Source organism: Microbispora sp. H10885 (assembly GCF_014161415.1).
GTDB classification, from domain to species: Bacteria; Actinomycetota; Actinomycetes; order Streptosporangiales; family Streptosporangiaceae; genus Microbispora; species Microbispora triticiradicis.
Window position 1 is genome coordinate 437,825 of record NZ_JABBWY010000007.1, and the last position, 26,249, is coordinate 464,073.

General features: G+C 73.8%; 23 protein-coding genes and 1 riboswitch. Of the genes, 15 read left to right on the forward strand and 8 right to left on the reverse strand.

Going from position 1 to position 26,249, the window contains the following annotated elements:
- Positions 1 to 42 precede the first annotated feature (42 nt).
- Positions 43 to 690, forward strand: coding sequence for an NADPH-dependent F420 reductase (locus tag HHX37_RS20975; RefSeq protein WP_220502999.1), 648 nt, complete (start codon positions 43 to 45; stop codon positions 688 to 690).
- Between the two features lie 40 nt (positions 691 to 730).
- Here the strand turns inward: HHX37_RS20975 and HHX37_RS20980 are convergent, their stop codons facing one another.
- A complete protein-coding gene (locus HHX37_RS20980; protein ID WP_182886454.1) occupies positions 731 to 1,816 on the reverse strand; it encodes an endonuclease/exonuclease/phosphatase family protein in 1,086 nt (361 codons plus the stop codon).
- A gap of 106 nt (positions 1,817 to 1,922) precedes the next feature.
- Between HHX37_RS20980 and HHX37_RS20985 the strand changes: the two genes are divergently transcribed.
- Positions 1,923 to 3,173, forward strand: coding sequence for an ArgE/DapE family deacylase (locus HHX37_RS20985; RefSeq protein WP_182886455.1), 1,251 nt, complete (start codon positions 1,923 to 1,925; stop codon positions 3,171 to 3,173).
- A 19-nt stretch (positions 3,174 to 3,192) separates the two neighbouring features.
- On the opposite strand, the gene HHX37_RS20990 is transcribed toward HHX37_RS20985, so the two are convergent.
- Positions 3,193 to 5,577 (reverse strand): helicase-associated domain-containing protein, encoded by a 2,385-nt coding sequence (locus HHX37_RS20990; protein WP_182886456.1) that lies wholly within the window; start codon positions 5,575 to 5,577, stop codon positions 3,193 to 3,195.
- Positions 5,578 to 5,950: 373 nt separating this feature from the next.
- Positions 5,951 to 6,460, reverse strand: coding sequence for an ATP-binding protein (locus HHX37_RS20995; RefSeq protein ID WP_310737905.1), 510 nt, complete (start codon positions 6,458 to 6,460; stop codon positions 5,951 to 5,953).
- Positions 6,461 to 6,659: 199 nt separating this feature from the next.
- On the opposite strand from HHX37_RS20995, the gene HHX37_RS21000 reads away from it, so the two are divergent.
- The 3 genes from HHX37_RS21000 (at position 6,660) to HHX37_RS21010 (ending at position 8,091) form a co-directional block, all read left to right on the forward strand.
- Complete coding sequence (locus HHX37_RS21000) at positions 6,660 to 7,481, forward strand: helix-turn-helix domain-containing protein (RefSeq protein ID WP_208759029.1); 822 nt, start codon at positions 6,660 to 6,662, stop codon at positions 7,479 to 7,481.
- Positions 7,482 to 7,715 carry a DUF397 domain-containing protein gene (locus tag HHX37_RS21005; RefSeq protein WP_111700033.1) on the forward strand — a complete coding sequence of 78 codons (234 nt, stop codon included), beginning with the start codon at positions 7,482 to 7,484 and terminating at the stop codon, positions 7,713 to 7,715. It begins immediately after the preceding gene.
- Between the two features lie 100 nt (positions 7,716 to 7,815).
- On the forward strand, positions 7,816 to 8,091 hold the full coding sequence (locus HHX37_RS21010) for a hypothetical protein (RefSeq protein ID WP_111700034.1): 276 nt from the start codon (positions 7,816 to 7,818) through the stop codon (positions 8,089 to 8,091).
- 44 nt (positions 8,092 to 8,135) lie between these two features.
- On the opposite strand, the gene HHX37_RS21015 is transcribed toward HHX37_RS21010, so the two are convergent.
- On the reverse strand, positions 8,136 to 8,717 hold the full coding sequence (locus HHX37_RS21015; RefSeq protein ID WP_111700035.1) for a histidine phosphatase family protein: 582 nt from the start codon (positions 8,715 to 8,717) through the stop codon (positions 8,136 to 8,138).
- A gap of 283 nt (positions 8,718 to 9,000) precedes the next feature.
- On the opposite strand from HHX37_RS21015, the gene HHX37_RS21020 reads away from it, so the two are divergent.
- Both HHX37_RS21020 and HHX37_RS21025 read left to right on the forward strand, forming a co-directional pair.
- Positions 9,001 to 9,570, forward strand: a complete 570-nt coding sequence (locus HHX37_RS21020; RefSeq protein WP_182879206.1) for a hypothetical protein — start codon at positions 9,001 to 9,003, stop codon at positions 9,568 to 9,570.
- Between the two features lie 356 nt (positions 9,571 to 9,926).
- Complete coding sequence (locus tag HHX37_RS21025) at positions 9,927 to 11,333, forward strand: PepSY-associated TM helix domain-containing protein (RefSeq protein ID WP_182886457.1); 1,407 nt, start codon at positions 9,927 to 9,929, stop codon at positions 11,331 to 11,333.
- A 24-nt stretch (positions 11,334 to 11,357) separates the two neighbouring features.
- On the opposite strand, the gene HHX37_RS21030 is transcribed toward HHX37_RS21025, so the two are convergent.
- The gene (locus HHX37_RS21030) at positions 11,358 to 12,785 is read right to left on the reverse strand and encodes an acyltransferase family protein (protein WP_182886458.1); all 1,428 of its coding nucleotides are present in this window, start codon (positions 12,783 to 12,785) and stop codon (positions 11,358 to 11,360) included.
- Between the two features lie 337 nt (positions 12,786 to 13,122).
- A riboswitch (cobalamin riboswitch) is annotated at positions 13,123 to 13,247 on the forward strand.
- 78 nt (positions 13,248 to 13,325) lie between these two features.
- Between HHX37_RS21030 and HHX37_RS21035 the strand changes: the two genes are divergently transcribed.
- From HHX37_RS21035 to HHX37_RS21050, 4 genes are all read left to right on the forward strand, one after another.
- Positions 13,326 to 14,288 carry an ABC transporter substrate-binding protein gene (locus HHX37_RS21035; RefSeq protein WP_182886459.1) on the forward strand — a complete coding sequence of 321 codons (963 nt, stop codon included), beginning with the start codon at positions 13,326 to 13,328 and terminating at the stop codon, positions 14,286 to 14,288.
- A gap of 86 nt (positions 14,289 to 14,374) precedes the next feature.
- Entirely contained in the window at positions 14,375 to 15,403 is a 1,029-nt protein-coding gene (locus HHX37_RS21040) for a FecCD family ABC transporter permease (protein WP_182886460.1), read from the forward strand.
- Positions 15,400 to 16,236, forward strand: a complete 837-nt coding sequence (locus HHX37_RS21045; protein ID WP_310740464.1) for an ABC transporter ATP-binding protein — start codon at positions 15,400 to 15,402, stop codon at positions 16,234 to 16,236. The genes HHX37_RS21040 and HHX37_RS21045 overlap by 4 nt, the downstream gene beginning before the upstream one ends.
- On the forward strand, positions 16,233 to 16,988 hold the full coding sequence (locus tag HHX37_RS21050; RefSeq protein WP_396776263.1) for an adenosylcobinamide amidohydrolase: 756 nt from the start codon (positions 16,233 to 16,235) through the stop codon (positions 16,986 to 16,988). The genes HHX37_RS21045 and HHX37_RS21050 overlap by 4 nt, the downstream gene beginning before the upstream one ends.
- 35 nt (positions 16,989 to 17,023) lie before the next feature.
- Here the strand turns inward: HHX37_RS21050 and HHX37_RS36895 are convergent, their stop codons facing one another.
- Positions 17,024 to 18,955 carry a serine/threonine-protein kinase gene (locus tag HHX37_RS36895; protein WP_259406605.1) on the reverse strand — a complete coding sequence of 644 codons (1,932 nt, stop codon included), beginning with the start codon at positions 18,953 to 18,955 and terminating at the stop codon, positions 17,024 to 17,026.
- A 28-nt stretch (positions 18,956 to 18,983) separates the two neighbouring features.
- Positions 18,984 to 20,600 carry a zinc ribbon domain-containing protein gene (locus HHX37_RS21060; RefSeq protein ID WP_182886461.1) on the reverse strand — a complete coding sequence of 539 codons (1,617 nt, stop codon included), beginning with the start codon at positions 20,598 to 20,600 and terminating at the stop codon, positions 18,984 to 18,986.
- Positions 20,601 to 20,795: 195 nt separating this feature from the next.
- Here HHX37_RS21060 and HHX37_RS21065 point away from each other — a divergent pair, with 195 nt between their 5' ends.
- Together HHX37_RS21065 and HHX37_RS21070 are read left to right on the forward strand one after the other, a co-directional pair.
- Entirely contained in the window at positions 20,796 to 21,980 is a 1,185-nt protein-coding gene (locus tag HHX37_RS21065; RefSeq protein ID WP_182877203.1) for a sensor histidine kinase, read from the forward strand.
- Positions 21,977 to 22,639 (forward strand): response regulator, encoded by a 663-nt coding sequence (locus HHX37_RS21070; RefSeq protein ID WP_138461286.1) that lies wholly within the window; start codon positions 21,977 to 21,979, stop codon positions 22,637 to 22,639. The genes HHX37_RS21065 and HHX37_RS21070 overlap by 4 nt, the downstream gene beginning before the upstream one ends.
- Here HHX37_RS21070 and HHX37_RS21075 read toward each other — a convergent pair.
- Positions 22,579 to 23,289, reverse strand: a complete 711-nt coding sequence (locus HHX37_RS21075) for a hypothetical protein (RefSeq protein ID WP_182879202.1) — start codon at positions 23,287 to 23,289, stop codon at positions 22,579 to 22,581. The genes HHX37_RS21070 and HHX37_RS21075 overlap by 61 nt on opposite strands.
- 174 nt (positions 23,290 to 23,463) lie before the next feature.
- On the opposite strand from HHX37_RS21075, the gene HHX37_RS21080 reads away from it, so the two are divergent.
- Positions 23,464 to 25,560 carry a DUF6421 family protein gene (locus tag HHX37_RS21080; protein WP_182886462.1) on the forward strand — a complete coding sequence of 699 codons (2,097 nt, stop codon included), beginning with the start codon at positions 23,464 to 23,466 and terminating at the stop codon, positions 25,558 to 25,560.
- A gap of 23 nt (positions 25,561 to 25,583) precedes the next feature.
- Positions 25,584 to 26,249: an SDR family oxidoreductase gene (locus HHX37_RS21085; RefSeq protein WP_182886463.1), complete on the forward strand. Its 666-nt coding sequence runs from the start codon at positions 25,584 to 25,586 to the stop codon at positions 26,247 to 26,249.

The following is a 26,249-nucleotide window of genomic DNA, read 5'->3' on the forward strand; positions in this document are numbered from 1 at the left end:
ACCCGCCAGGTCACCTGGCTCACCTCGGAACGGAGACGCACCATGCGCATCGGCATCCTCGGCACGGGCCGAATGGCCACGGCACTGGGCGGCGCCTGGGTCCGCGCGGGGCACGACGTGCTCGTCGGCGGACGTGACCGGGCTGCGGCGGCCCGGACGGCGGCCCGCATCGGCGCCGTGACGGACGGAACCCTCGCCGACGCGGCGGTCCACGGCGAACTCGTCCTCGCGGCGGTTCCCGCGGATGCGGCGCCGCGGCTGGCGAACGGGCTCGCCGCCGTCCTCACCGGGCGGACGGTCGTCGACTGCTCGAATCCCGTCGAGCCGGGCGACGACGGGCTGACGCTGTCGACGGGCGGCACGACCTCGGTCGCCCGGCTGATGAGGGAGGCCGCGCCGGGCGCCCATGTGGTGAAGGCGTTCAATCTGTGCCACGACAGCATCTGGACGCTGCCGCGGCCGGTGTTCGAAGGCGTCCCGCTGGCCGTTCCGTTCTGCGGTGACGATCCGGGGAGCCTCGACCGGACGGCCACACTGATCAGGTCGATGGGGTGCACGCCCATACGTTGCGGAGGACTGTCCCGCGCCGTCCACATCGAGGCGGCCGCGGCGTTCGCGATCGGCGTGTGGCGCTCGGGAGACGAGCCGAGGCACGTCTTCCCGGCGCCTGCGGAGGTGGAAGCCTCCTGATCTGCCGGGCCGCCGGTCGCCAGGCCGCCCGGAGAGAGGCTCATCCGCCTGATCGCCGCGGGGGCAGGACCAGTTCGGCGAAGATCGCGCGGTGGTCGGTCACCGGCAGCCGGCGGACGCCGAACGCCCGCACGGTGACGCGCGGGTCCACCAGGACGTGGTCGATCGTCACGGGCGGCACCGGCAGACCCCTGAAGTCCCACTGCCGGTACGGCCAGGTCCCGGCCAGGCCGTCGCCGGTCGCGTCGGCCGCGTCCCGGTAGCCCGCGTCGAGCAGGCGCCGGACCCGGCTGTGGTCCAGCGTCGCGTTGAAGTCCCCGGAGAGGATCCGCACCTGCTCACCGGGCTCGGGAAGCGCGGCGAGCACGTCGGCCCAGCAGGTGAACCGGGACACGTAGCGCGGTGCGCACGGGTGCACGGACACGACGCCGACCGGCTCCGCGCCGGGCACCTCGACGCCGCCCTGCGCCTGCCGGGAGTCGCCGGGGCCGGTGAGCGTCTCCGGGCGCAGGGGGAACCGGGTGAACAGCCCGGACCCGCCCGAGCCCTCCCGCGCCCGCTCGTCCCCGTACGGCAGGAGCCGGGTCAGGCCCGCGCCCCGCAGGCCCTCCAGGGCCTCCGGGGTCAGTTCCTGCACGGTGAGCACGTCCGGGCGCAGCGCCCGCACGAGATCGACCAGCGCGGCGGGCGGCACCGAGCCCTTCAGCAGGTTGGCCGACAGCAGCCGCAGGACCGGCCCGCGCGCGGCCTGCCCGCCCGCCGCCCGCACGGCCGTGCCGGACCCGGCCCGATCCGGGCCGGGCAGCGCACCGTTCGGATTGGGGAGAGCGCTGTTCGGATCGGAGAGAGCACGGGGCAGCACGCAGGCCACGAGCACGGCGGTGACCGCCACGCCCGCGACCAGCGCGGCCCGGCGCCGCGCGAGCAGCGCGACCACCGGCGCGACGACCGAGGCGAGGGCTGCGTACGGCGTGAACGCGACGAGTTGCACCCAGCGGAAGTGGACGTCGCCCGGCACCAGCCGCAGCAGGGCCCACAGCGCGAACGGCGCGACCACGAGCCAGGCGAGCAGGCCGCGCAGGAGGTTCCGGCAGCCCGCCCCGCCACCGGCGGTCCGCTTCGTCATCCTCGGCCCCTTCGCCAAGCCGCTCGGAGTGATGATCCACCCTACGCGCCGGACACCTCGCTCCTCAGGTGTCCACACCGTGGCGGGCAGGCCGTACATTTTCGGCATGAATGTCGAAGCGAGGGTCCTGGACGCGATCGACGAGGCCGAGACCGTGGGCCTGCTGGCCGATCTGGTCCGGGTGCCGAGCGTCACCGGCAGCGACGCCGAGTCGGACCTGCAGGACAGGTGCGCCCGCATGCTGGCCGAATGGGGCCTCGACGTCGACATGTGGAAGCTCGACCTCGACGATCTCCGCTCCCGCGAGGGGTTCCCGGGGACGGAGGCGGAGCGCGCCGAGGGGTACGGCGTCGTCGGCGTCACCGAGGGCGAGGGCGTGCCCGCGCTGATCCTGCAGGGGCACGCCGACGTCGTGCCGATCGGCGACCCGGGCAAGTGGGAGGGGCAGGACCCCTTCGGCGCCCGCCTCACCGCGACCACCCTGCACGGCCGGGGCGCCTGCGACATGAAGGCCGGTCTCGCCGCCAACCTCGCCGTCGTCCGCGCGCTGCGCCGGGCCGGCGTACGGCTGGCGCGCCCGCTGGCCGTCCACTGCGTCGTCAGCGAGGAGGACGGCGGTCTGGGCGCCTTCGCCACCCTGGCCAGGGGGCACACCGGCGAGGCGGCGGTGATCACCGAGCCGACGAGCGGCGCGCTGATCACCGCCACCGCCGGGGCGCTGACCTTCCGCCTGGAGGTCGCCGGACGGGCGGCGCACGGCGCCACCCGCTACGAGGGCGTCAACGCCGTCGAGGCGTTCTGGCCGGTCCTGCGGGCCGTGCGGGAGCTGGAGCGGGAGCGGAACCGGGACCGCGACGCGCTGTTCGGCGGCAACCCGGTGCCGTACCCGATCGAGATCGGCACCGTGCGGGCCGGTGACTGGGCGAGCACGGTGCCCGACCTGCTCGTGGCCGAGGGACGGCTGGGCGTGCGCCTCGGCGAGGACCCCGCCGAGGCGCGGGCGGCCCTGGAGGCGGCGCTCGCCGGCCTCGACGACCCCTGGCTGCGGGACAATCCCGTGCGCGTCACCTGGCCCGGGGGGCAGTTCGCCAGCGGGCGGCTGCCCGATGGGCATCCGCTGGCGGAGGAGACGGCCGTGGCCGTCGCCGACGCGACCGGCGCCGCGCCGTCCCGGACGGCCGCGCCGTACGGGAGCGACCTGCGCCTCTACGCGGCGGCGGGCGTGCCGACCCTGCACTACGGCCCGGGCGACGTCCGCTTCGCGCACGCCCCGCGCGAGCAGGTGGACCTGCGGGAGGTCCGCGACGTCACCCGCGCCCTGGCGCTGCTGGCCCTGCGCCGATGCGGCGTACGTTGAGCAGGCGGCGGCCGGGGCGTCAGGCGTTGACGACGGAGGCGATCTCGTTGAGGGGGAACTCCAGGTAGTCGCCGGCCTCCTCGCACCAGGCGTCGAGCACGCCGCTGCGCAGCTCGCCGTGGCTGACCGTGGCGGTGACCCCGTCGGCGAGTGTGATGAGCGCCCGGACGTCGCGGTCCACCACGAAGCCCAGGAGCGACTGCTGGGCCGCGGGCAGCCGCGTCGCCATCCGCCCGATGACCGCCCACGTCTGGCGGGCCCGCGCCTCGCCGGCCGACGGCCCGCCGCTGACGATCAGCCGCCGGGCGTGCTCGCGCGGGTCGGGCGGGGGTTCCAGGAGGTGCGCGGGGGGATCGAGCTCGGCGACCCGCCCGCCGGGCAGGAGGATGAGCCGCCCGCCCTGCGGCTCCCGCCTGACCGTGATCTCGCCGGTGTCGTCCACCGGTACGGGGGCGTACCCCGCCTCGCGCAGGGCGGCCAGCGTGGCCTTGGCGGGCGCCGCGCCCGCGAGGACGGTCGGCGCCAGCAGCCGCAGGCCCAGCCTGCCCAGTTTCCGGTGCGCGGCGATCTCCGCGAGCAACGCGGGGTCGGAGCCCTGGATGATGCAGCCGACGGACGACACGGTGACCTCGCCGTGGCGCCGCGCCACGTCCCGGATCAGGTACGTCAGGGGCTGCGGGAGAGTCCCGGCCTCCGTCAGGCCGGCGATGAGCGTCTCCGCGGTGTCGCCGGCGTCGAGGGCCCGCCGTACGCTCGCGGGGCCGAAGCGCCACACCGACGCCGTGCCCTGCGACTCCCGGTCGGCCGCGCGGTCGAGCAGCGCGGCGAGCTCGACCGACGGCGGGCCGGTCACCACGGCGGTGAGGTCGGCGCCGAACAGCGCGGTCCGCTGGGCGCTCGCCATGGCGTGGGTGGCGGCCCCGGCGAGCCGGGGATCGTGCTCGACCTCCGGCACGCACTCGTGGCTCTCGTTCCCGGCCACGGCGGCCAGCGGGGCCAGCGCCCGGCCGAGGCCGGTGAGCGTGTCGCACGCGGCGAGCCCGAGCAGGCGGGCCTCGTCGAGGACGGCCGCGGCGCAGTCGGCGAGCAGTTCCCGGTCGAGCAGCGGGGCCCGCCAGTGCACCCGCTGCACGAGCTCACGGAGCGTCGCGAAGGCCCTGCCCTCGGGGATCTCGGCGAGCGCGGCGAACAGGGCCCACCGGATCCGGGCGATCGTCTCGCCGGCCGGGTCGTCGCCGAGCGCGGCGGGCTGACGGCCGTCCACCCGGCGCAGCGACGAGCGCTCCATGCGCCACCAGCCCGCGAGCAGGACGCACAGCCGCGCGGGGGCCTCCTCCAGCCGCCACGCGTCGAACCCCGCCGTCACCGTCAGCCCGCCGGCCTCGTCGTCGACGGCGATCAGCCGGGCGACGGCGCAGACCTCCAGCAGCAGCCGGGTCTCGTCCTCCGCGCAGCCGATCTCCCTGGCCAGCCGCTTGATCTCCCGCACGCCGACCCCGCCGTTCTTCAGCAGCGGCAGCGTCGTCTTGTCGATGTTCTCCAGCAACGCCGCCGCCCGGTCGAGCACCCGCGGCGCGGCCAGGCACATCGCGTGCTCGACCGCGCCGGCGTCGGCGCCGGACGTGGCCAGGTCGGGCGGGTACGGCGTGAACGGCCCGCGGTAGTCGGGCCCGCGCAGGGCCAGCGCCACCTCGCGGGGCATCCCGGCCAGGTTCCACTGGGTGCGGAAGAGCAGCCCCCGGTCGAGCGCCCATTTCTCCGGAGTGCCGGGGGTGACGAACCGGTCGCCGTCGACGCTGCGCACGGGCCCGTCCCAGGCGAAGTCGTCGAGCATGCCGAGCGTGCCGTCCGGGGCGTCGTCGAGGAGCGCCCCCAGGCGCTCGGAGTCGCCGAGCAGCGCCGTGATCCGCGCGACCACCTGCCGCCTGCCGCCGTGCCCGGGCAGGTCGAGCATCCGGCACACCCGGCGCAGCGCCTCGGTGCTGAGCTTCCAGGAGTCGAGGTACGCCCCGAGCGGCTCGCCCAGGCCGCAGGGCGCGGTCCACCAGCGGGCCACGGCCTGGGCCAGGGTGATCCGCCCGTCCGCGCCCGGCCAGGCGACGGCGTGGTCGTAGAGGTGATCGAGCCAGGGGATGACCTCGGAGGTGCTCACCCCGAGGAAGCGGGCCAGTTCGTCCTCCGTCGGGTGGCCCCCGACGACCAGGCACGCCTGCAGGAGTTCGAGCGGGGGCAGGGGGAGGCCGCGCATGACCTCCATGACGGCGAAGGTGTCGGTCAGCCGGTGCGCGAGGGCGTCCATGCGCCGGGGCCACGGCGGTGCGATCGCGTCCGGCCGGTTGGCCAGGACACGGGCGAGCCTGTCTTCGTCAAGACTGGTCAGCCAGCCGATTATGTGATCGTCCATCGTTGATCTCTCGGGAGTCCCAGGCAGACACCGTAGTGCAGATCACAGCCTCGGCGGGGTCCGCGCACCGGTGGACAGATCGCGCTCACGAATTCCGGGATCACGATATGTCTCCGCCGATCAGTTGGAAACGGGCGTGCTGTTGGGCCGGTCCGGCCCGATGTCTGCACATCATCGCCCGCCACGCCCACGCTTCGGGAGTGTTCCGGGGAATCCGGGCCGCCGGCCGGAGGGCGCTCCCATGCATTCCGGGCTGCACGGGAGCGCTCTTCGGCCGGCGGACCGCGATCGGCGACAGCAAGATCTAACGACGGAGTTAGGTTTTCGGAGGGCGCGCCGCCTTCCGTCCGTCTTCCCGGCTCCGGGCCGGGGCTCAGGCCGCGAGCACGGCCCATACCGCCTTGCCCTGCGGGACGAGGGGGCACCAGCCCCAGCACGCGCTCAGCGACTCCACGATGTGCAGCCCCAGCCCGCCCGGCTCGAAAGGGGAGGGGTCCCGCAGCACCGGCGCGTTCGACCCGGGGTCGGTGATCGCGCACGCCACGTGCGGTCCCCGGCGGATCAGCGACAACCGGATGACCTCCCTCGGGCGGTCGCAGGCGAGCGTCATGCCGTGTCGCAGCGCGTTGGTGGCCAGTTCGGAGACGACCAGCTCCATCCCGTCGAGCAGGTCGGTCATCCCCCAGCCCGAGAGCGTCCCGGCCGCGAAGCTCCGTGCCGAGTGGACCGACTCCGCGCGGGGCGGGAGGACGAATGTGGCACTGGCGCTCGCCGAACCGGGCTGGAGGAGGCCGCGTGCGGGCTCCGGCCACCAGCCGATAGGCGGCCACCAGTCGAGCGCCGACCAGTGAATCTGGCCACGAGTCAGGTTCGTGGACTGCACGAGATCATGATGAGGGACACTCCCGTGCATGTGCAAGAGCGAATGCACGTGCAAGCGCGTTGTGCAGGCGCTACCGTTACCCCCGACACCACTGGGACGAAGGGGGCGATCTTTGACAGACTGTGAACCAGTCCACAAAGCGGAGGAATAGCACGTGTCCATAGATCCGCCCGGATCCGGTTCCACCGTTCGGCGAATCATGCTCGGCGCGAGCCTTCGACGCCTGCGGGAGGAGCGCGGACTGACCCGTGAGGTCGCCGGCTTCCACATCCGTGCCTCGGAGTCGAAGATCAGCCGGATGGAGCTCGGCAGGGTCGGGTTCAAGACACGTGACGTCGAAGACCTGCTCACGCTGTACGGCGTCCACGACGACGACGAACGGCGTGGCCTACTGGAGATGGTCCGCGAGGCGAACACGCCCGGCTGGTGGCACAAGTACGGCGAGGTGCTGCCGAACTGGTTCGTCACCTACGTCGGCCTGGAGGAGGCCTCCAGCGTGATCCGCACCTACGAGGTGCAGTTCGTGCCCGGCCTGCTGCAGACGGCGAAGTACGCCCGGTCGGTGATCCAGCTCGGTCATCCGGACGCCACGGAGGACACGCTCGATCAACGCGTCAACCTGCGGCTCCAGCGGCAGGAGAGGCTCACGCGCAAGGACGGCCCCCGGCTGTGGGCCGTCATCGACGAGGCCGCGCTCAGGCGGCCCATCGGAGGGAGTGCGACGATGCGGGAACAGCTCCAGCACCTGCTGGAGGTGTCCACGCTGCCCAACATCACCCTGCAGGTGATGCCCCTTCGCTACGGGATGCACGCGGCTGAGGGAGGCGCGTTCACCATCCTCCGCTTCCCGGAGTCCGATCTTTCGGACGTGGTCTACGTCGAGCAGCTCTGGGGTGCGCTCTACCTGGACAAACGTGAGGACATCGATCCCTACCTCACGGCCATGGAGCAGCTGTGCGTGGAGAGCACCACGCCCGGCGGCACTGCCGAGATCCTCGGCGATCTTCTCAGAGAGACATGAATGCAGACATATAACGGGATGCCCGCAACCGACCTCTCCGGGGTCACCTGGCGGAAGAGCGCCCACAGCAACTCGACCGGCAACTGCGTGGAACTGGCCGAGCTTCCCGACGGCAGTGTGGCCGTACGGAACTCGCGTTATCCCGAGGGGCCGGCCCTCATCTACACGCGGGACGAGATCCGGGCCCTGGTGCTCGGGGTCAAGGACGGCGAGTTCGACGGCCTTCTGGTGTAATCCTCTGTTCACTCGCTTCTCGCGGGCGTAACACCACAAGGCGGGCGCCGTAACAAGGATCCGGCACATTGGACCCCAGGAGAATCACAAGGGGGACCTCGTGCTGGAGCAGATGACTCTTTACCCGGTGGCCGACGACGTGCTCTTCGCACCCGGCGGCCGCGTGGTTATCCGCACCTACGGCGTCGCCTCCCCGGCCGACCCGCAGGACGGGCGGCCCAGGGCGGTCGCGTACCGGACGTGGGTCACCGGGGTGCGGGAGCAGCCCAGATACTGGCGGTGGGGGCACTTCGAGGACGCCCGCCACGGCCACCGCAAGGTCCTTGAGTGGCTGACCGGCCGAGGGCCGCAGCCTCAGCCGGTCGCGCAGAGCTGATCTCAGAGCTGATTCGAAGCTGATTCAGGGCTGACCGGGCCGGCTCAGGCGGGGGCGTTCCAGCGGAGCAGGACCGGCTCGTCGCCGTGCTCGTGGCCCAGCACCGAGTACGTCCCGGTGTCGAGGCGGAGGTACCTGCCGTGGGCGGGCGGCAGGCCGAGCCAACGGGCCGCGAGCACGCGCAGGATGTGCGCGTGCGCGACGACCAGCACGTCGCCGTCCGTGGAGCGGATCCGGGCCAGGACCTTGTCCGCCCGCTCCCCGACGCGCTCCACGGTCTCGCCCGGGTGGCCCTCGTCACCCGGGACGACGCCGTCCCGCCAGACGTACCAGCCTGGGTGCGACTCCCGGATGGCGGCGGTGGTCACGCCCTCGTAGCCGCCGTAGTCCCACTCCCACAGGTCCGGGTCGACCTCGTACGACCCGGCGCCGGCCAGTTCGGCCGTACGCCTGGCCCGGCGGGCGGGGCTGACGAGGACCTGGGCGAACGACCGGCCCGCCACCAGGCGGGACAGGGCGCGCGCCTGCTCCTCGCCGTGCGGGGTGAGCGGGACGTCGGTGCGGCCCGTGTGCCGCCCGGCCTTGCTCCACTCGGTCTCGCCGTGTCTCAGCAGGATGACGTTCATGGGCTCCCACTCTTGCCGATGCGGCTCAGGCCGAGCGCACCGCCCCCGCCGGAAGGTGGGGCCGCCGGGTCCGAGGCCGCCGCGGCCGATGCACGTGCATACGACCTTCTCGCCTGCGACGGCTCACGCGTGAACCTTTCACGCGTGGTGCCGGACGTGTCCCCCGGTGTCACAGGCGATGAGCGCGTCCGCGCTGGCGGCGGGAAACGGACAGACATAGCCGAGCGGATCCAAACAAGTCAAGGATGGTGGGGCGACGTCCGCGCTCTGCCAGGATTGCGCCGTGTCTGCCGGCCGGTCGCCCCTGCGCGCCTTACGCGCCGCGGTGTTCGCGGTGGCGTGCGTGCTGGTCTCGGCCGCGCTGCACGTACTGGCCGGAGGCGCTCCCGTGCGTGCGGGCGCTCTCGTCGCCGCGCTGGCGCTGACCTGGCTGGGCGCGTTCCTGCTCGCGGGCCGCCGGCGTGGCATGGACGTCCTGCTGGGCGCGTGCTTCGCCGCGCAGTACGGCCTGCACCACCTGTTCACCCTCGGCGCCGCGCACGAGTCGCCGCCCAGGTGGACGGGGGAGCACGGCACCGGGCTGGGCATGCTGCTGATCCACGCCGCGACGGCGGTCCTGTCCGCCTGGGCCCTCGAACGCGGCGAGTCGGCGCTGGACGTGATCGTGCACCTGGCCGTCACGCCCGTGCGCCGGCTGTGGGCGATGGCCGTCGTCCTCGCGGGCCCGCCGGCCGGCGTCGCCCCGCTCCCCGCGGGCGTCCTGGGGCGGTTCTCCCTTCCGCTCCCGCGCCGGGCCGACTTCGCCGTGGTCGTCGCCCGGCGTGGTCCGCCTCCCGTCTTCTCCGTTCTCTGATCCGGGCTCGCCCCCTCCGGGGGCGGCGGCTGTCGCCATGCCGCACGCCCGTTCCCAGCCGCCTGGACCGCGCCCCGCGCGGCCGCGGCTCGTGTCCGGCACGCACGCCCCGCCGCGCGTGGCCCGGGTGACGCCTCGCCGCGCCGCCGCCCACCCGCGGTGACGCCTCGCGGGCTCGGAACGCTCTCGCAGGGCCTGGAGCCGCCGGCCGGAGCTCCGCTCCGGCCCGCTCCGCCGTGCGACGCGTCCACCCGGGTTCCCGCTCGTGAAGGGCGGCGCCCGCCGGGCACTTCCCCCCTGCCCTGGTGAGGCGTGCCCGCGGGCGCGCGCTCACGGCCGAACGGAGAGACCCCCCCATGACCTCGACCGCCGACGTCCATCCCGTCGTCGATCCCCCACGCCCTCCTCGCGGCAGAAGCGCGACCTGGGCGGCGCTGCGCCCGCTCGTGGTCCGCCTGCACTTCTACGCCGGGATCCTCATCGCCCCCTTCCTGCTCGTCGCGGCCGCCACGGGCCTGCTGTACGCCGCCTCCTTCCAGATCGAGAACGTCGTCTACCGGCACGAGCTGACCGCGCCCGTCAGCCAGGTCACCGTCCCCCTCGGCGAGCAGGTCGCCGCGGCCCGCCGGGCGCTGCCCGAGGGGAAGGTCGCCGCGGTGCGTCCCGCGGCCGAGCCCGGCCTGACCACCCGGGTGCTGCTGGACGTGCCGGGCCTGCCGGAGAGCACCCGGATGGCGGTCTTCGTCGATCCCGGGACCGGTCAGGTGCGCGGCACCCTGGAGAGCTACGGCGGCTCCGGGGCGCTGCCCGTGCGCGCCTGGATCTCCGACCTGCATCGCCGCCTGCACCTCGGTGAGCCCGGCCGGATCTACAGCGAGCTGGCCGCCGGCTGGCTGTGGGTGGTCGCCCTCGGCGGGCTCGCGCTGTGGCTGACCCGGCGGCGCCGCGACGGCCGCCGCCTGCGCGGCCTGTTCACCCCGGACCGCGCCGCGACCGGGTCGCGCCGCACGCTGTCCTGGCACGGCTCGGTGGGCCTGTGGGCGCTGCTGGGCCTGCTGTTCCTGTCCGTCACCGGCCTGACCTGGTCGAAGTACGCCGGGGACAACATCGCCGGGCTGCGTACGGCGTTCGGCTGGGAGACTCCCACGATCGACACCGATCTGGGCGCGCACGCCGGGCACTCGGGGCACTCGGGGCACGCAGCGAGCGGCGGGCAGGCCGGCGGCACCCCGGATGTGGGAATCGACCAGATCACGCGGGCGGCGGCGAGCTGGCGGCTGTCCGGCCCGCTGGAGGTCGTCCTGCCGGGCGAGCCCGGGGACGCGTACGTGGTCAAGGAGATCCGCAAGACCGTCCCCACGCGCCTGGACCAGCTGGCGTTCGACCCGGCGACCGGGCGGTTCGTGGGCGAGCTGCGGTTCGCGGACTATCCGCTGGCCGCGAAGCTCACCGAGTGGGGCATCGACGCGCACATGGGGCTGCTCTTCGGCCTGGCCAACCAGATCGTCCTGGCCGCGATCGCCGCCGGGCTCATCACGCTGATCGTGCTGGGCTACCGCATGTGGTGGCGCCGCCGCCCGACCCGCGGCTTCGGCCGGCCCCACCCCCGGGGTGGCGTGCGGGGCCTGCACTGGGGGCTGTTGGTGCCGCTGGCCCTGCTCACCGCCGTGGCCGGCTACTACCTGCCCCTGATGGGCATCTCCCTGGCCGTGTTCCTGGTGATCGACGTCCTGCTCGGGCTCCGCGCCAGGCGGGCGGGCTGACGCCCGACGCCGTCGTGCGGCGTCTCATCGGGCCGGTTCACCCGAGCGGTGGACCGGCCCCGCGAGGCGTGCCCTCCGGCTGACCAGGCACAGGCCCCCGACCAGGGCGATCGACGCGATCACCGGCGCCGGCCCCGGGGCGAAGCCGGTGACCGTGAGGGTGAGCAGCGCGCCGCCGACGAGCGGCGCGGCGACCGCCATGTGCCGGCCGGTGGCGGCTCCCGCCGGCTCCTCCCACCGGCCGAACAGGGCGGTGAGCCCGAGCAGGACCGGCGCGAGGGCGGCCAGCCACAGTGGGGCGCCGCTCCACCAGGCCGCCGAGCCGGGGAGAGGAGCACTCGGCCCGAACCCGATGGTCGCGAGCCCGGCGACGGCGACGAGCGCCGTCATGTGCCACAGGTAGACGGTCATCATGCGGGGCGCGAGCGCGGTGAGCGCCGCCTCGGCGCGGGGCCGGCGCGCCAGGGCGTTCAGGGCGGGGCGCAGCAGCATCGCCAGGCCGAGCTGGCCGGCGAAGAGCGCGAGCAGGCACGCGCTCGGCGGGGCCATGTTCGAGATCGCGCCGGGCATCCCGATCATGCTGGCCGGGTACGGCCCGGCCGCCACGAGTGCCGCCACCATCGCGAACCCGGCCACCGCGAGCGCCGCCGCGCGGCGTCCCCGCAGCCACTCCAGGCCGCCGTCGGCGTACCGGAACCCGACCTGGTGGACGGCCAGCCACACGAACGCGACGTTGAGATAGCCGGCGGCCTCCAGCCCCGAGAAGCGGACCACGTCCGTCAGCACCGCGCCGCCCGCCAGCACGGGCAGCGCGACCCCGGCCCGTACGCGGAGCAGGCAGGGGGTGGCCACCACCGCGAGCAGGTAGACGGCGAGGAACCAGAGCAACTGGCCGACGGTCCGCGCGGCCACCTCGACCGGCTGCGGGGGCACGCCGAGCGCCGTCAGGAGGTGGGGGAGCGGCAGCCAGACGGCCGCGAGCGGCGCCACCGGCCAGGCCAGGCGGCGCACCCGCCGCGCCGTCCACTCCCGCGCCGTCCACTCCCGCGCCGTCCACTCCCGCGCCGTCCACTCCCGCGCCGTCCACTCCCAGGCCGTCCGCTTCTCCGCGCTCGGCCGCCGCGTCGACCGCTCCCGGGCCGCCCGGCCCGTCTCGCCCGTGTCCGGCAGGCCGGCGCGGCGCGCCGCGGACCGGAAGCTGATCGCGTTGGCCGCGCCCCCGGCGAAGAAGACCAGCGGCATCACCTGGGAGATCCAGGTGACGAACGGAGCCGCCGCCAGGGCGTTGCCCGTGGTCAGCCGTCCTCCGGCGTACGACAGGACCGGCATCGCCCAGTGCTGGACGACCACGAGGACCATCCCGAAGACGCGCAGGATGTCGATGAAGCGGTCCCGGGGCCCGGGGGCGGCCGGGGCCCGCGCGGGGGCGGGGGGAAGCATGGTCAGGGACACGGGGGAGCCGCCTTCGGTGTGTCGATCGTCGGTTGCCGGACGCCGGTCGTCCGTCACGGGCCCGGCCGGAGCGGGGACCGGCCGCGACCGCGCGCTCCGGCGCCGGCTCGCGGACTGAGGAGGAGCGGGGGAGACAGTCCGTCAGGAGCTTCTGCCGGGAACCGCCCGGCCGTTCCAGGGTCCCGCCCGGCCGCCGTCCGGCGCAGCGACGGAGCCACTACTCCCGATCATGGGCGAGCCCCCACCATCGGGGTGGGGCCTGCCCTACCACCCCGGCGTACGGGCAGGCGGGCGGACCTCGGCGGCCGGGGGAGGATGACGGCGCCGCGAGGCGGGTTGGTACCGTTGCGTCCGACGCGCGCAGCGCAGCGAAGTCCGGTGCGAACCCGGCGCTGTCCCGCAACTGTGGTTCCCCGCCCCCGGGGACGAGCCAGGTCGCCTGCGTTGTGCGCCGACGCCGTCAACCCTCGTGGAAAAGGGTGATCCGTCCAATCCCGCGGGTCTCTCGATTTCCCGGCTTTCCCCCCTTGGAGGACCCTCGTGAGGCCCCTGCGTACGGCCGTCGCGGGTGTGGTGCTGGGCATGCTCGGACTGGCCGGCTGCGGCCAGAGCGACGGCTCCGCCACTTCCGCGTCCCCCGCCGCCTCGAACCCCGCCGCTTCCAGCTCCGCCGCCTCGGGCGGCGCCTTCCCCGTCACGATCCAGGCGGGCAACGGCGCGGTGACCATCGCCAAGCGGCCCGAGCACATCGTGTCGCTGTCCCCGACGGCCACCGAGATCCTGTTCGCGATCGGCGCGGGCGCCCAGGTGGGCGCGGTGGACGACCAGTCGAACTACCCGCCCGAGGCGCCGAAGACGTCGCTGTCGGGCTTCAAGCCCAACGTCGAGGCGATCGCCGCCGCCAAGCCCGATCTCGTCGTGCTCGCCAACGACCTGGAGGGCGTGGTCGCCGGGCTGGGGAAGGTCGGCGTCCCGGTGCTGCTGGAGCCCGCCGCGACCAAGCTGGAGGACACCTACGACCAGATCCGGGACCTCGGCGCGGCCACCGGCAACGTGGACAAGGCCGAGGAGGTGGCCGGCGGCGTCAAGCAGAAGATCGACGCGCTCGTCGCGGCGGCGCCCAAGGGCAAGGGCCTGACCTACTACCACGAACTGGACACCACGCCGTACGCGGCCACGTCGAGCACGTTCATCGGGCAGGTCTACAGCCTGTTCGGGCTGAAGAACATCGCCGACGAGGCCCCCGACGCGGCGGGCGGCTACCCCAAGCTGTCGGCGGAGTTCGTGGCCAAGGCCGACCCCGACCTGATCTTCCTCGGCGACACCAAGTGCTGTGGTCAGAACGCCGCCGCGCTGGCCAAGCGGCCGGGCTGGTCCGGCCTGGCCGCCCTGAAGCGGGACCGCGTGGTGGAGCTCGACGACGACGTCGCCTCCCGCTGGGGACCGCGCGTCGCCGACCTCGCCCAGGTCGTCAGCGACGCCGTCCAGAAGGCGGCGGGCTGAGCCGGTGGTGACGCGCAGGCCCCCGGTGACGCGCACGCCCCCGGGATCGCGGTGAGAGCGGTGCCGCGGCGGGTCCGGGTGACGGGGTGACGGCGGCGGGCCGGTCACGCCGGGCGCTGCTCGTCGTGTCCGTCGTGCTGCTGGTCAGCCTGATCGCCGGTCTGGCGGCGGGCGCGGCGGTCATCTCGCCCCGCGCCATCGCGCTGGCCCTGCTCGACCGGCTGCCGCTGGTGTCCCTGCACAGCGGCCTGCAGCCGAACGAGGAGGGCATCGTCTTCCAGCTCCGGGTGCCCAGGGTGCTGCTGGCCGCCGTCGTGGGCGGCCTGCTCGCCCTCGCGGGGGCGGGCTACCAGGGTGTCTTCCGCAACCCGCTGGCCGACCCGTACCTGCTCGGCGCGGCGGCCGGGGCCGGGCTCACGGTGACGCTCGTCGTGGTCTTCCTGGGCGGCGACGCGGGGGTGGCGGCCGTGCCGGTCGCCGCCTTCGCGGGGGCCGTCGGCGGGGTCGTCCTCGCGTACGCGCTGGGACACACGGCGGGCCGGGGAGGCGGCACCGCGACGCTCGTGCTCGCCGGGGTCTCGGTCACCTCGTTCCTCACCGCCATCCAGACCTTCGTGCAGCAGCTCAAGGTCGACGAGCTGCAGCGCATCTACTCCTGGATCCTCGGCGACGTCGGCGGCGGGTGGGAGCAGCTCCGCATGATCGCGCCGTACGCGGTGGTGTCGACGGTGGTCGTCCTGCTGCACGGGCGGCTGCTCGACGTGCTGTCGGTGGGCGACGAGGAGGCGGTCAGCCTCGGCCTGCACGCGACGCGCGTGCGGTTCACCGTGCTGCTGGCCGCGTCGCTCGCCACCGCGGCCGCGGTGGCCGTCAGCGGATTGATCGCCTTCGTCGGGATCGTGGTGCCGCACGTCGTCCGGCGGCTCGCCGGGTGGTCCTACCGCGTCGTGCTGCCGCTGTCGTTCCTCGGCGGGGCGGCGTTCCTCGTGCTGGCCGACACCATCGCGCGTACGGTGCTCGCCCCGGCGGAACTGCCCATCGGGGTGGTCACCGCGTTCGTCGGGGCGCCCTTCTTCGTCGCCGTCCTGCGGATGACCCGGCGGGTGGAGACGTGAGCGGCGACGCCGCCGGCCCCGGCGTCCCGGCGGTGGAGGCGCGCGGGCTGGGCGTCACGCTGGGCGGGCGGCCGGTGCTCGCGGACGTCACCCTGTCGGCCGCGCCGGGGGAGTGGCTGGCGGTCATCGGCCCCAACGGCGCGGGCAAGTCGACGCTCCTGCGGGCCGTCGCCGGGCTGGTGGCGCGTCAGGGTGAGGTGCTCGTGAACGGCGCGGCCGTGGACGGCCTGCGCCCGCGCCGGCGGGCCCGGCTGGTGGCCTACGCCCCGCAGAGCCCGGCGCTGCCGCCCGACATGACCGTGTACGACTACGCGTCGCTCGGCCGCACCCCGTACATCTCCTATCTGGGCAGCGAGAGCGCCCGGGACCGCGAGGTGACGCGGTCGGTGCTGGAGCGGCTCGACCTGGACGGCTTCGCGACCCGGCCGCTCGGGCACCTGTCGGGCGGCGAGCGGCAGCGGGTCGTGCTCGCCCGCGCGCTGGTGCAGCAGGCGCCGGTGCTGCTGCTGGACGAGCCGACCACCGCCCTCGACCTGGGGCACCAGCAGCAGGTGCTCGAACTCGTCGACCGGCTGCGCCTGGCCGACCGGCTGACCGTCGTGACGACGTTGCACGACCTCAGCCTCGCCGGGCAGTACGCCGACAGTCTGGTGCTGCTCGCCGCGGGCCGCGCGGTCGCGGCGGGCCCGCCCGGGCGGGTGCTGGCCGAGCCGCTGCTGACCGAGCACTTCGGCGCCCGCGTCCGGGTGGAGCCCGGCGCCGACGGGCGGCCGCTCGTCCACCTGGTGCGCCCGCCGCTGCCTGCACCGATCTCCGCCGGGGACGAGAGGTGACCGGCCTGCCGCGGCCGTCGCTGACCCACCGCGCCGAGGACGGCGCGCGTCTCGGCACGCTGCTGTGGCGGTTCGGGCCGGGCTGGCGGATGATCTCCTCGGCGATGCTGGGCGGTGGGATCGGCCCCCGGGAGTGGGTGCTGAACGCGCAGGTCGCGAGCGGCTACGCGCGCATGGACCCGGTGGAGCACATGGCCTCGCTCGGCCCTGCGGGCCCCGGCGTCGGCATGATGACGGCGGCACCGGTCGAGCGGTTCCGCGTGGCGGCCGACGGCGGAGCGGAGGCCGCCGCCACGGTCGGCCTGGGCGTGCCCACCTGGGCGGCGTCACCCGAGGGCGTGCCCGACCCCGGCCTGCCGGCCGTGCCACAGCCCGGGCGGAGGCCCCCAGGACATGCCCCGGAGCGCGGGCGGGAGGCGACCCGGGAGACCCCCGGCCCGGGGGACGCGGCGGCGTGCCTGCCACGCCCGGGGACGGTCAACATCCTGGTGGCGGCGCCCGTGGCCTTTTCCGACGCGGCCCTGGTCAACGCCGTCATGACGGTTACCGAGGCCAAGACCCAGGCGCTGCTGGAGGCGGGTTTCCCCTGCACCGGCACCGCGTCGGACGCGGTCTGCGTGGCCGTACGGCGGGAGGGCCCGGCGGAGCCGTTCGGCGGCCCGCGCTCCGTCTGGGGCGCGCGGATCGCCCGGGCGGTCCACCGGGCCGTCCTCGACGGCGCCCGCGACTGGGCGGAACACGCCGCTGTGTGAAGGCGGTCTGTGAGGGCGGTCTGTGAGGGCGGCCGCTACTTGAACGTGACGGTGTTCACCATGTGGTCGATCAGGCCGCGGTCGCATTTGCCGGTCGGGCAGAAGAACGTGATCAGCACCGCGGTGCCGGTGTCGCCCTGCCGCACGAGGTAGGCGTAGAAGTCGAGCCGGCCGCCCTGCTGGGGGTCGCTCAGCACGCCCTCGATCTGGAACGCCGGCTTGGCCCCGACCGTCGTGGGGGACGGGACGCCGGTGTAGGCGACCGTGCCGGGGAAGGCCGTCTGCAGGCTCTCCTGGAGCTCCATCGGCGAGTCGGAGAGGCTCAGGGTATTGCTGACCTGGGCGAACACCCCTCTGGCGCGATCCGGCTGACCCGTGATGATCGGGTTCACCCTCGACCAGTCGGTGTTGCCCGGCACCGCGAACAGCGCGTCGAACTCGTCGCGGGCGGGGGAGGCGATCATCCACTGGTCGGCGTTGGTCCTGGCCTCGCCCCAGGTCGAGGGGTAGGCCATGGTGAACGGCGCGGCGGTGCTGCCCGGGTAGGTGTTCCACGTCGCGGCGGTGTCCCCGCCCCTGGTGAGCAGCAGCGTGGCGGCGACGGCGATGGCCGTCAGGACCGCCAGGCCGCCGATCAGCGGTCCGAGAGGGAGTTTGCGCCGGGCCGGCGGCCGCCCCGTCCCCGCCGCGACCGTGGCCTGCGTGTGGGACGACCCCGGGGGATACGACCCGTGATGCGAGCCGTGAGGTGAGCCGTGATGCGAGGCCGCGGACTGCGCGCCGGGGGGACGCGAGCCCGGAGGATACGACCCCTGATGCGAACCGGGCTGAGATCCAGGGTGGGATCCAGATCCGGCCTGGCCGCCGGGGTACGAGCCCGGGCCGGGGTGCGTGCCCGGGTGGGTGGCGGGATACGAGCCGTGCTGGGCGCCGGGGTAGGAGGCCGGCTGACCGGCGGAGGGCCGGGAGACCGGTGGTACGGACGACGGCGGGACCGAGGACGACGCCGGGGGATACGACCCTGCCGGCTGGGACTGGGCCGGCTGGGACTGGGCCGGCTGGGACCCGCCGGGGTAGGAGACCGGCGGGTAGGAGGAGGCCCCCTCCGCCGGGCCGCCCGCTCCGCCGCTGATCGCGTCACGCAGGGCCGACACGAACGCCAGGCAGGTCGCGTACCGGTCCTCCGGCGCCTTGGCGAGCGCCCGCGTCAGCACGGCGTTCACCGCGTGCGGCAGGTCCGGCCGGTACGGCGTGAGCGGCGGCGGATCGTGCGAGACGTGGGCATAGAGCAGGGCGAGTTCGGTGTCCCGCTGGAACGGCGGCTGCCCGGCGAGCGCCTCGTAGACGACGCAGGCGAAGGCGTAGAGGTCGCTGCGCCCGTCCACCGGCAGGCCGCGGATCTGCTCGGGCGCGACGTAACGCGGGGTGCCCATGAAGTGCCCGTGGCTGGTCAGCCCGGCCTCGGCCGACGAGCTCTTGGTCAGCCCGAAGTCGGTGAGGTAGACGTGCTCGGACCGGGTGACCAGGATGTTGGCCGGCTTCACGTCCCGGTGCACCAGGCCGTTGGCGTGCGCCGCGTCCAGCGCGGAGGCGATCTGCGCGAACAGCGGATTGGCCCGCCCGACCGGCAGCGGCCCCTCCGACTGCACCAGCTTGCGCATGTCGTAGCCCTCGACGTACCGCATCGCGATGAACAGCAGCTCGTCGCGCTCGCCGGCCTCGTACACGGGGATGATGTTGGGGTGGTCGATGCTCGCCACCAGCCGCGACTCCCGTACGAACCGGTCGCGGAAGCGGTCGTCCTGGGCGAGCTGCGGCGCGAGCACCTTCAACGCCACGGCCCGCCCGAGCCGCTGGTCCCGCGCACGGTAGACCGTGGCCATCCCCCCGCGCCCGACGACCGCCTCGACCGTGTAGTCGCCGAGTCGCCGCCCGATGAGCGGAGGCATCACCGGCCCCTCCGTCATGCGGATTCCCCCCTGAACGTTCTTCGGATCACTGGTCGACCGGGTTCCCGCAGAAGCCGCAGAAACGATGTCCCTGGCCCAGTCGCATGCCGCACTGCGTGCAGAACTTCAGCTGCGCCTGTCCCCGTGGCGGCGAGAGGTCCGGCGGGTACGACCGCCCCTGCGGCGGCGACGGGTCCGGGGGGTGGGAGTGCCCGCCGGGCGGCGACGAGTCCACCGGCGTCTGGGCGGCCGGTCCACCCGTGGGCGCCGGCCGCATGACCTCGGGCGACCGGGCGGCCTCGGCTCCGAAGACCCGGGTGACCGCGTACGGCGGCCAGGAGGGGCCGGCGTCACCGGCCTCGCCCGCCGGCCCGCCGCCCGGGTGACTGACCGGATAGGCGTCATGGTGGGCGTCGGCGTGGGCGAGGTCCTGGGGCTCGGGAGCGGCGTGACCGGCGGCGCTCCTGCGCCGCAGCAGCACGACGCCCACGACGAGCAGGACCAGGACCACGACGCCGCCCGCCGCCCAGACCAGTGGCGACACGGACGACTTGGGCTGCTCCGCCTGCACCGGACGGGCCGGCCGCTTGGCGCCCGAGTCCTCCGCCGTGCCCGCCTTGGCCTTGGCGACCCGCAGGTGGTCGGCCGCGACGGCGTGGTCGGGCCGGAGTTTGAGCACCTGCTCCAGCACCGGCGCCGCGTTCGAGTACAGCTTGTTGTGGTAGGAGGCGAGCGCGTTCTCGTACACCACGTCGACCGGGCCGCGGCGGGGGGTGATCCCGACGCCGACGAGCGCGGTGCGGATCTCGTCGGCGGGCGTGATGGTCAGCGGGACGTCGCCGCCTCCGGCGAGCAGCCCGACGACCTCGCTCTTGCCGTCGTCGATGAGGGCCGCGCCGGGCGCGCCCTCGGCGAGGAGCCCGGCGAGCTTGGCGCGCTCGTCGTCCTTGAAGGTCCGGCTGCCCGGCGGGTCGAGGTGCGCGGTGTCGAGCTTGGGCGGCAGCTTGGCCGACGGCCTGCCGGTCAGCGTCATCACGTCGAGCGACGCGATGTTGCCGGCGATCGTGGTGCCCAGGGGCGCCGTGGGCAGAGACTGCTTCTCGCCGCCCTTGGTGACCTTGAGCACGGCCGGGGCGGCCGGGGAGGTCCCGGTCGTGAGGATCTGCGCGGGCAGCCCTCCGGTCGGCGGGTCGAGGTAGGGGTAGACGGTGACGTTGGTGGTGACCGTCGCGATGCAGGTCGAGTCGCTCTCCTGGGGCGGGTAGCACCCCTGGAGCCGCCGGTCGAGGTCGGGATCGTCGAGCGTGTGCCGTTTGAAGTCCGCCGGCACCTTGACCTTGAAGTATTCGGCGAACACCCGGTTCGCGGCGTACACCCGGGGGTCCTGGGCCGACTGCACGACCTGGGTGGCGGTCACGACCACCCCGTCGGGCGTGATGGTGAAGCCGCTGCCTCCGTCGAGGTCCACGTCGTACTTCCGGGCGATCTGCTTGATCACGCCGCGGTCGTCCAGCAGTGTGATGGACACGGTGGAGGACGACTCGACGCGTACGGCACCCGGGGTCACGCGGTCGGTGGAGCCGCTCGGGTGTGGGTGGAGCATGGGCGCCGCGAGCACGGCTAACGCGCCCAGCCCCGCGACAAGAGAGTGCAGGCGGGGCATTCTGCGTCTCCTCGGCCTTCTCGGATCGGTTAAAGCGTCTCAGTGCGGACGGTGCTCGACAAGCTGAGCACCGTGACTGACATCCACTTGATACAGGGCAATGATCAGTCAGTCACTTGACAACCACTTGCAGGGCGATTGCTGGGCAGATTCGACTGATGCGCGTTATGCCGGATAAGAGTTACGCTGCGCGTCATGCGCGTTTCCCCCCTTCGCTCGGTCCCCCGCGTCGATCTGCTGATCGGCCTGGCCATCATGGCGCTGGGCACCCTTGAGGCGTTCACGGTCGCCGGGAGTTACGGCGCGGCCGAGACACCCGAGCTGTGGTGGGTCGGGCAGGCGGTGGTCACCGGCGTGCTGGTCTGGTACCGCCGCAGGTCGCCGGTGACGGTCTTCATCCTGATGATCCTCGCGCAGTACGTGTGGCACCGGCAGGGCTACGAGCAGTGCCCCGTCTGGCAGCTCGCCGCGCTGCTCATCGTCTTCCACACGATCGGCGCCCACCTGCCGGTGCGGCACGGCGGGCCCTGGGGGCTGGCGGGCATCCTGATCTTCGACTCGGGTGCCGTCGACCACCGGTTCCTGCCGTTCGAGGAGGTCATCTTCCTCACCGTGATGTTCGGCTCGGCGTACGCCACGGGCCTGGCCCTGCGCGGCTATCTCCTGCGCGCGCACCGGATGGCCGATCGGGCGGCGCGCCTGGAGATGGAACGGGAGCGGCGGGCCGCCGAGGCCGTCGCCGCCGAACGGAACCGCATCGCCAGGGAACTGCACGACGTGGTGGCCCACAGCGTGAGCATGATGGTCATGCAGGCCGGGGCGCTGCGGCGCAGGATGGGCGTGGCGCGGGAGGACGGCCCCGGCCCAGAGGCGGCCATCCTCTCCGGCATCGAGCAGGCGGGCCGCGACGCGGTGGAGGAGCTGCGGATCATGCTCGGCGCGCTGCGGATGCCGCAGGACGAGGCGCTGCCCCAGCCGGGGCTCGACATGGTGCCCAACCTGATCTCGACGGTCGCGTCCTCCGGCCTGCGCGTCACGCTGGAGACCGAGGGCGACCCCGTACGGCTCGCGCCCGGTCTCGACCTGTCGGCGTACCGCATCGTCCAGGAGGCCCTCACCAACGCGGTCAAGTACGCCGGCGAGGCCGACGCCCGCATCGTCGTCGCCTACCGTCCCGACCGGCTGGAGCTGGAGATCGCCGACAACGGCGGGCGGGCCGCGACGGCGCTGTCCACGGGCAACGGGCTCATCGGCATGCGGGAGCGGGCCGAGCTGTTCGGCGGCCGCCTGGAGGCGGGGCCGCGGCCGGAGGGCGGCTTCCGCGTCCGCGCGACGCTGCCGATCGCGCAGGCGGCGCCGATGAGCGAGGCGGCGAGTTGACGATCCGCATCGTCCTCGCGGACGACCAGGCCATGATCCGGGCGGGGCTGCGCATGGTCGTCGAGAGCGAGCCCGGCATGGAGATCGTGGGTGAGGCCGCCGACGGCGCCGAGGCCGTCGCCCTGGCGACCCGGGTGCGGCCGGACATCGTGCTGATGGACATCTCCATGCCGCGCATGGACGGCCTCGCCGCGGCCAGGCGGGTGCTCGACTCGCCCCATCCGCCCAAGGTCATCATGCTGACCACGTTCGACACCGACGAGAACCTGTACGCCGCGCTGCGGGCGGGCACCAGCGGCTTCCTGCTGAAGGTGTCGCCGCCCGAGCAGCTCGTGGAGGCGATCCGGGTCGTCGCCGCGGGGGACGGACTGCTCGACCCCGCGGTCACGACGCGGGTGATCGCCTCGTTCGCCGGCCGGCACGAGCCGGTGCGGCCCCCGCAGCTCGCCGAGCTCACCCCGCGTGAGCTGGAGGTGCTGCGGATGCTCGCCCGCGGCCACACCAACGCCGAGATCGCCAAGGAGCTCTTCGTCGGCGAGGCCACGGTCAAGACCCACGTCGCCCGCGTGCTCATGAAGCTGAACCTGCGCGACCGCGCTCAGGCGGTCGTGTTCGCGTACGAGTCGGGCGTGGTGACGCCGGGGTCGGCGCTCGGGTAGTACGACCGCCACTGGGCGTTCGTCATCTTGAGCACCTTGAGGCCGAGGTAACCCATCGCGATGACGGGAGCGCCCCAGAACGGGATCGTCGCCGGGCTGTAGGGCACCGCCACCGCGCCGAGGTAGCCCACGGCGACCACGGCCGGCACCCACCAGTGGACGAACCCGGTGCGCGAGACGGCCAGCAGGAGCAGCGGCAGCCCGACCATGCCGAAGTAGATCCACGGCAGCGTGAAGCCGAAGACGACGCCGGGGATGTCGAACACCTCGTTGAACATCTTCTCGCCCTGCTCGACCGGGTAGTGCTGCCCGAACCACCACTCCACGGGGTCCATGAGGAGCAGGGCCGAGACGCTCATGTACCCGATGATCGTCATTCCGCCCGCGATGTGCCCGAAGACGACGGACTTCTTGCGCACCAGGTGCAGCAGGCCGAAGGCCGCGATCGGGACGAGCATCCAGCTCCAGTGGTAGAGCGCCGACTCCAGCTGGGCCAGCGCCGGGTTGGCGCCGTAGCTGACCATCTCGCGGTCGTCGCCCCACGTGCCGGGGTCGACCAGGAGCGCGACGAACTGCAGCAGTGGCGCCACGAACAGCAGGACTCCGGTGACGCTTCGCCGGAAGGCCACCGAGTCGGACAGTTTGAACATCGATCTTTCCCCTTCGGGTCCGTCTTCCTACAGCCGGGGACCGTAGGTGACGGAACGCGGCGGACTCGTCCGCCGCCCGGATGATGCGTCCTCATCCGCTGGGGCTACTTATCGCCTTCAGGCGAGGTATGTGTATATTTTCCGGAAGACGGCTCACACTACGGGAGATTTTTCATGAAGGCTTTCCCGTCGGTCCTGTTCGACGAGGCGCACAGCGAGGCCTGGACCATCCGGCGGGAGGTCGCCGAGGCCATCAATCCCGCCCATCCCGACGACAACAGCTACGCGGAGGCCGCCGGGACGCTGCGGCGGCTCGGCCACACGGTCCGCGCGCACACCGAAGGTCCCGTCACCCCGGCCGTACTGGAAGGGTGCGACGTCTTCGTGGTGGCGCACCCCTCCGACGCCCGCTGGGAGCGCACGACCGGCTCCGGCAGCCCGGTCTTCGCCGACGCGGAGATCGACGCCGTCGAGGCGTACGTCGCGGGCGGCGGCGGGCTGATCGTGCTGGCCGAGCACGAGCAGGACAAGTACGGCAGCAACCTCGGCGCCCTGCTCGCCCGCTTCGGGGTCACGGCCGAGCACGCGACCGTGCAGGACCCCGGCAACTGCCACAACACCGTGGCCACCTGGGTCCTCGGCGTCCCCTCCGCGCAGGCCGTGACCGAGCCCGGCGGCGTGGCCCAGGATCTGCTGGCAGAGGTCCGGCGGGCCTGCTTCTACCGCGCCGGGACGCTCGGCGTCCCCGCCGGGGCGACCGTGCTGTTCGCCGCCTCCGCGTCGGCCGACCCCGCGGGAGCCCCGCTCGCCGTCGCCGTACGGCACGGCAGGGGCCGGGTGGTCGTGCTGGCCGACTCCGACCTGTTCGGCGACGACTCGATCCGCGACTACGACCACGAGAAGCTGTGGGGCAACCTCGTGACCTGGGCCGCCCGGGTGCCCGAGGCGTCCGGAGCCGCGGCGCGCGACGCGCGGCACGAGGAGGTCGCGGCCGGGTTCGCCGCGCTCGCGGCCGCCGTGGAGCGGCTGCGCCCGCTGCAGGCCAAGGACGGCTCGGTCACCGGCGACCACGACGAGGCCGTGGCGTGCATCAGCGAGATCGTCGACGGCGTCGCGCGGCTCGCGCCGCACTTCCCGCACGACGGCGAGTATCTCGACGCCGTGATGAAGGACTTCCGCGCGTGGGTGGCGGCCGGGCTGGGCGTGCCCGACTTCCTCGACTCGCTGAACGCCTTCCACCCCGACACCCAGCGGACCGACGGCCTGGAGCACCTGGTCGTCTTCCCGATGTACACCCAGAACGGCAACCTCAACCGGAACGTCGAGGCGGTCTGGATCCGGGTCGTGTGGCCGGCGTGGCTGGCCGACCTGGAGCGGAACGGCTACGACAACCCGATGTTCGTGCCGATCGCGTTCGAGGGCTTCACCTCCGGATACGACACCAACTCGGCCGTGCTGTTCCCCGAGACCGTCGCCGTGCGGCAGACGCCGCCGCGCTTCACCTGGGGCGGCATCTTCTGCGACCGCGAGGCGGCCCGGTTCCGCCGGGTCAGCGAGGCGGCCGCCGCCACGCTCAAGCTGGAACTGCCGCCGGACGCCGCCCGGCTGCTCGCCTCGCAGGACCTCGCCCAGGACACGTTCGTGCTCTGGGACCTCGTCCACGACCGCACGCACAGCCACGGTGACCTGCCGTTCGACCCGTTCATGATCAAGCAGCGCATGCCGTACTGGCTCTACAGCCTGGAGGAGCTGCGCTGCGACCTCACGGCGTACGGCGAGGCCGTGAAGCTGGAGGCCGCGGGCGTGCCGCACGCGCGGTACGTGCAGTACGCCATCCTGTTCGACCGGCTGTTCCGGTTCCCGATCACCGGTGAGCGGGTGCGCAACTACGACGGGCTCGGCGGCCAGCTGCTGTTCGCCTACCTGCACCGGCAGGGCGTCGTCCGGTGGACCGACAACCGGCTCTCGGTCGACTGGCCGCGGGTCGCGGACGGCGTCGCCGACCTGCGCGCCGAGGTGGAGAAGCTCTACCGGGACGGCATCGACCGGTCCAAGCGCGCCCACTGGCTGGCCGCGCACCGGCTCGTGTCCGCGTACGTCGAGCCCGACCCGGCCTCGGTGTGGCAGCGGGGCGCGGAGGCGCTGCCCGCCGAGCAGAAGGCCATGGTCGACGCCGTGCTGCCCGACGAGTTCCCTCTGAGCATGTTCTACGAGGCGCTGCGCCGTAAGCTCACCGACGTGGTGGAGTCGACCCGGGGCATCCGGGCGTGAGCGCGGACCTGGAGGAACGTGAGATGAGCAGGGTGATCGTGGTCACCGGGGCGGGCGGCCCGGCCGGGCGCGCCGTCGTCGGGCGGCTCGCCGGCCGGGGCGACACCGTCGTCGCCGTGGACAAGACCGGGGCGGACGGGGCTCTGGCCGTCGACCTGCTCGACCGGGACGCCGTACGCGGCCTGGCCGAGCGGGTGCGCGCCGAGCACGGCCGGGTGGACGGCGTCGTCCACCTGGTCGGGGGCTGGCGCGGGTCGAAGACCTTCGCCGAGACCTCGCTCGACGACTGGGACCTGCTGCACGACCTGCTGATCAGGACCCTGCAGAACGTGTCGCTGGAGTTCGAGCCGCTGCTGCGGGCGAGCGGGGACGGCCGCTTCGTGATCGTGTCGGCCCGGGCGGCGCGCAAGCCCGTGAAGGGCGGCGCGGCCTACGCCGCCGCCAAGGCCGCCGCCGAGGCGTGGACGCTGTCGCTCGCCGACGCGTTCACCGGCACCTCCGCCGCGGCCGTGGTCCTCGTCGTCACCGCGCTGGTGCACGACGAGATGCGGGCCGCGAACCCGGAGAAGCCGTACCGTACCTTCACGGACGTGCAGGACCTCGCGGCGGCCGTCGAGGCCCTGTGGGACCAGGACGCGGCGGAGGTCAACGGCCGGCGGATCGACCTCACGCCCGATACGGCCGGCTGA

Coding starts and splice junctions, on each gene's coding strand:
- HHX37_RS20975 (WP_220502999.1), top strand. CDS start 43: ATGCGCATCGGCATCCTCGGCACGGGCCGAATGGCCACGGCACTGGGC.
- HHX37_RS20980 (WP_182886454.1), bottom strand. CDS start 1,816: ATGACGAAGCGGACCGCCGGTGGCGGGGCGGGCTGCCGGAACCTCCTG.
- HHX37_RS20985 (WP_182886455.1), top strand. CDS start 1,923: ATGAATGTCGAAGCGAGGGTCCTGGACGCGATCGACGAGGCCGAGACC.
- HHX37_RS20990 (WP_182886456.1), bottom strand. CDS start 5,577: ATGGACGATCACATAATCGGCTGGCTGACCAGTCTTGACGAAGACAGG.
- HHX37_RS21000 (WP_208759029.1), top strand. CDS start 6,660: ATGCTCGGCGCGAGCCTTCGACGCCTGCGGGAGGAGCGCGGACTGACC.
- HHX37_RS21005 (WP_111700033.1), top strand. CDS start 7,482: ATGCAGACATATAACGGGATGCCCGCAACCGACCTCTCCGGGGTCACC.
- HHX37_RS21015 (WP_111700035.1), bottom strand. CDS start 8,717: ATGAACGTCATCCTGCTGAGACACGGCGAGACCGAGTGGAGCAAGGCC.
- HHX37_RS21025 (WP_182886457.1), top strand. CDS start 9,927: ATGACCTCGACCGCCGACGTCCATCCCGTCGTCGATCCCCCACGCCCT.
- HHX37_RS36895 (WP_259406605.1), bottom strand. CDS start 18,955: ATGACGGAGGGGCCGGTGATGCCTCCGCTCATCGGGCGGCGACTCGGC.
- HHX37_RS21060 (WP_182886461.1), bottom strand. CDS start 20,600: ATGCCCCGCCTGCACTCTCTTGTCGCGGGGCTGGGCGCGTTAGCCGTG.
- HHX37_RS21065 (WP_182877203.1), top strand. CDS start 20,796: ATGCGCGTTTCCCCCCTTCGCTCGGTCCCCCGCGTCGATCTGCTGATC.
- HHX37_RS21075 (WP_182879202.1), bottom strand. CDS start 23,289: ATGTTCAAACTGTCCGACTCGGTGGCCTTCCGGCGAAGCGTCACCGGA.
- HHX37_RS21080 (WP_182886462.1), top strand. CDS start 23,464: ATGAAGGCTTTCCCGTCGGTCCTGTTCGACGAGGCGCACAGCGAGGCC.
- HHX37_RS21085 (WP_182886463.1), top strand. CDS start 25,584: ATGAGCAGGGTGATCGTGGTCACCGGGGCGGGCGGCCCGGCCGGGCGC.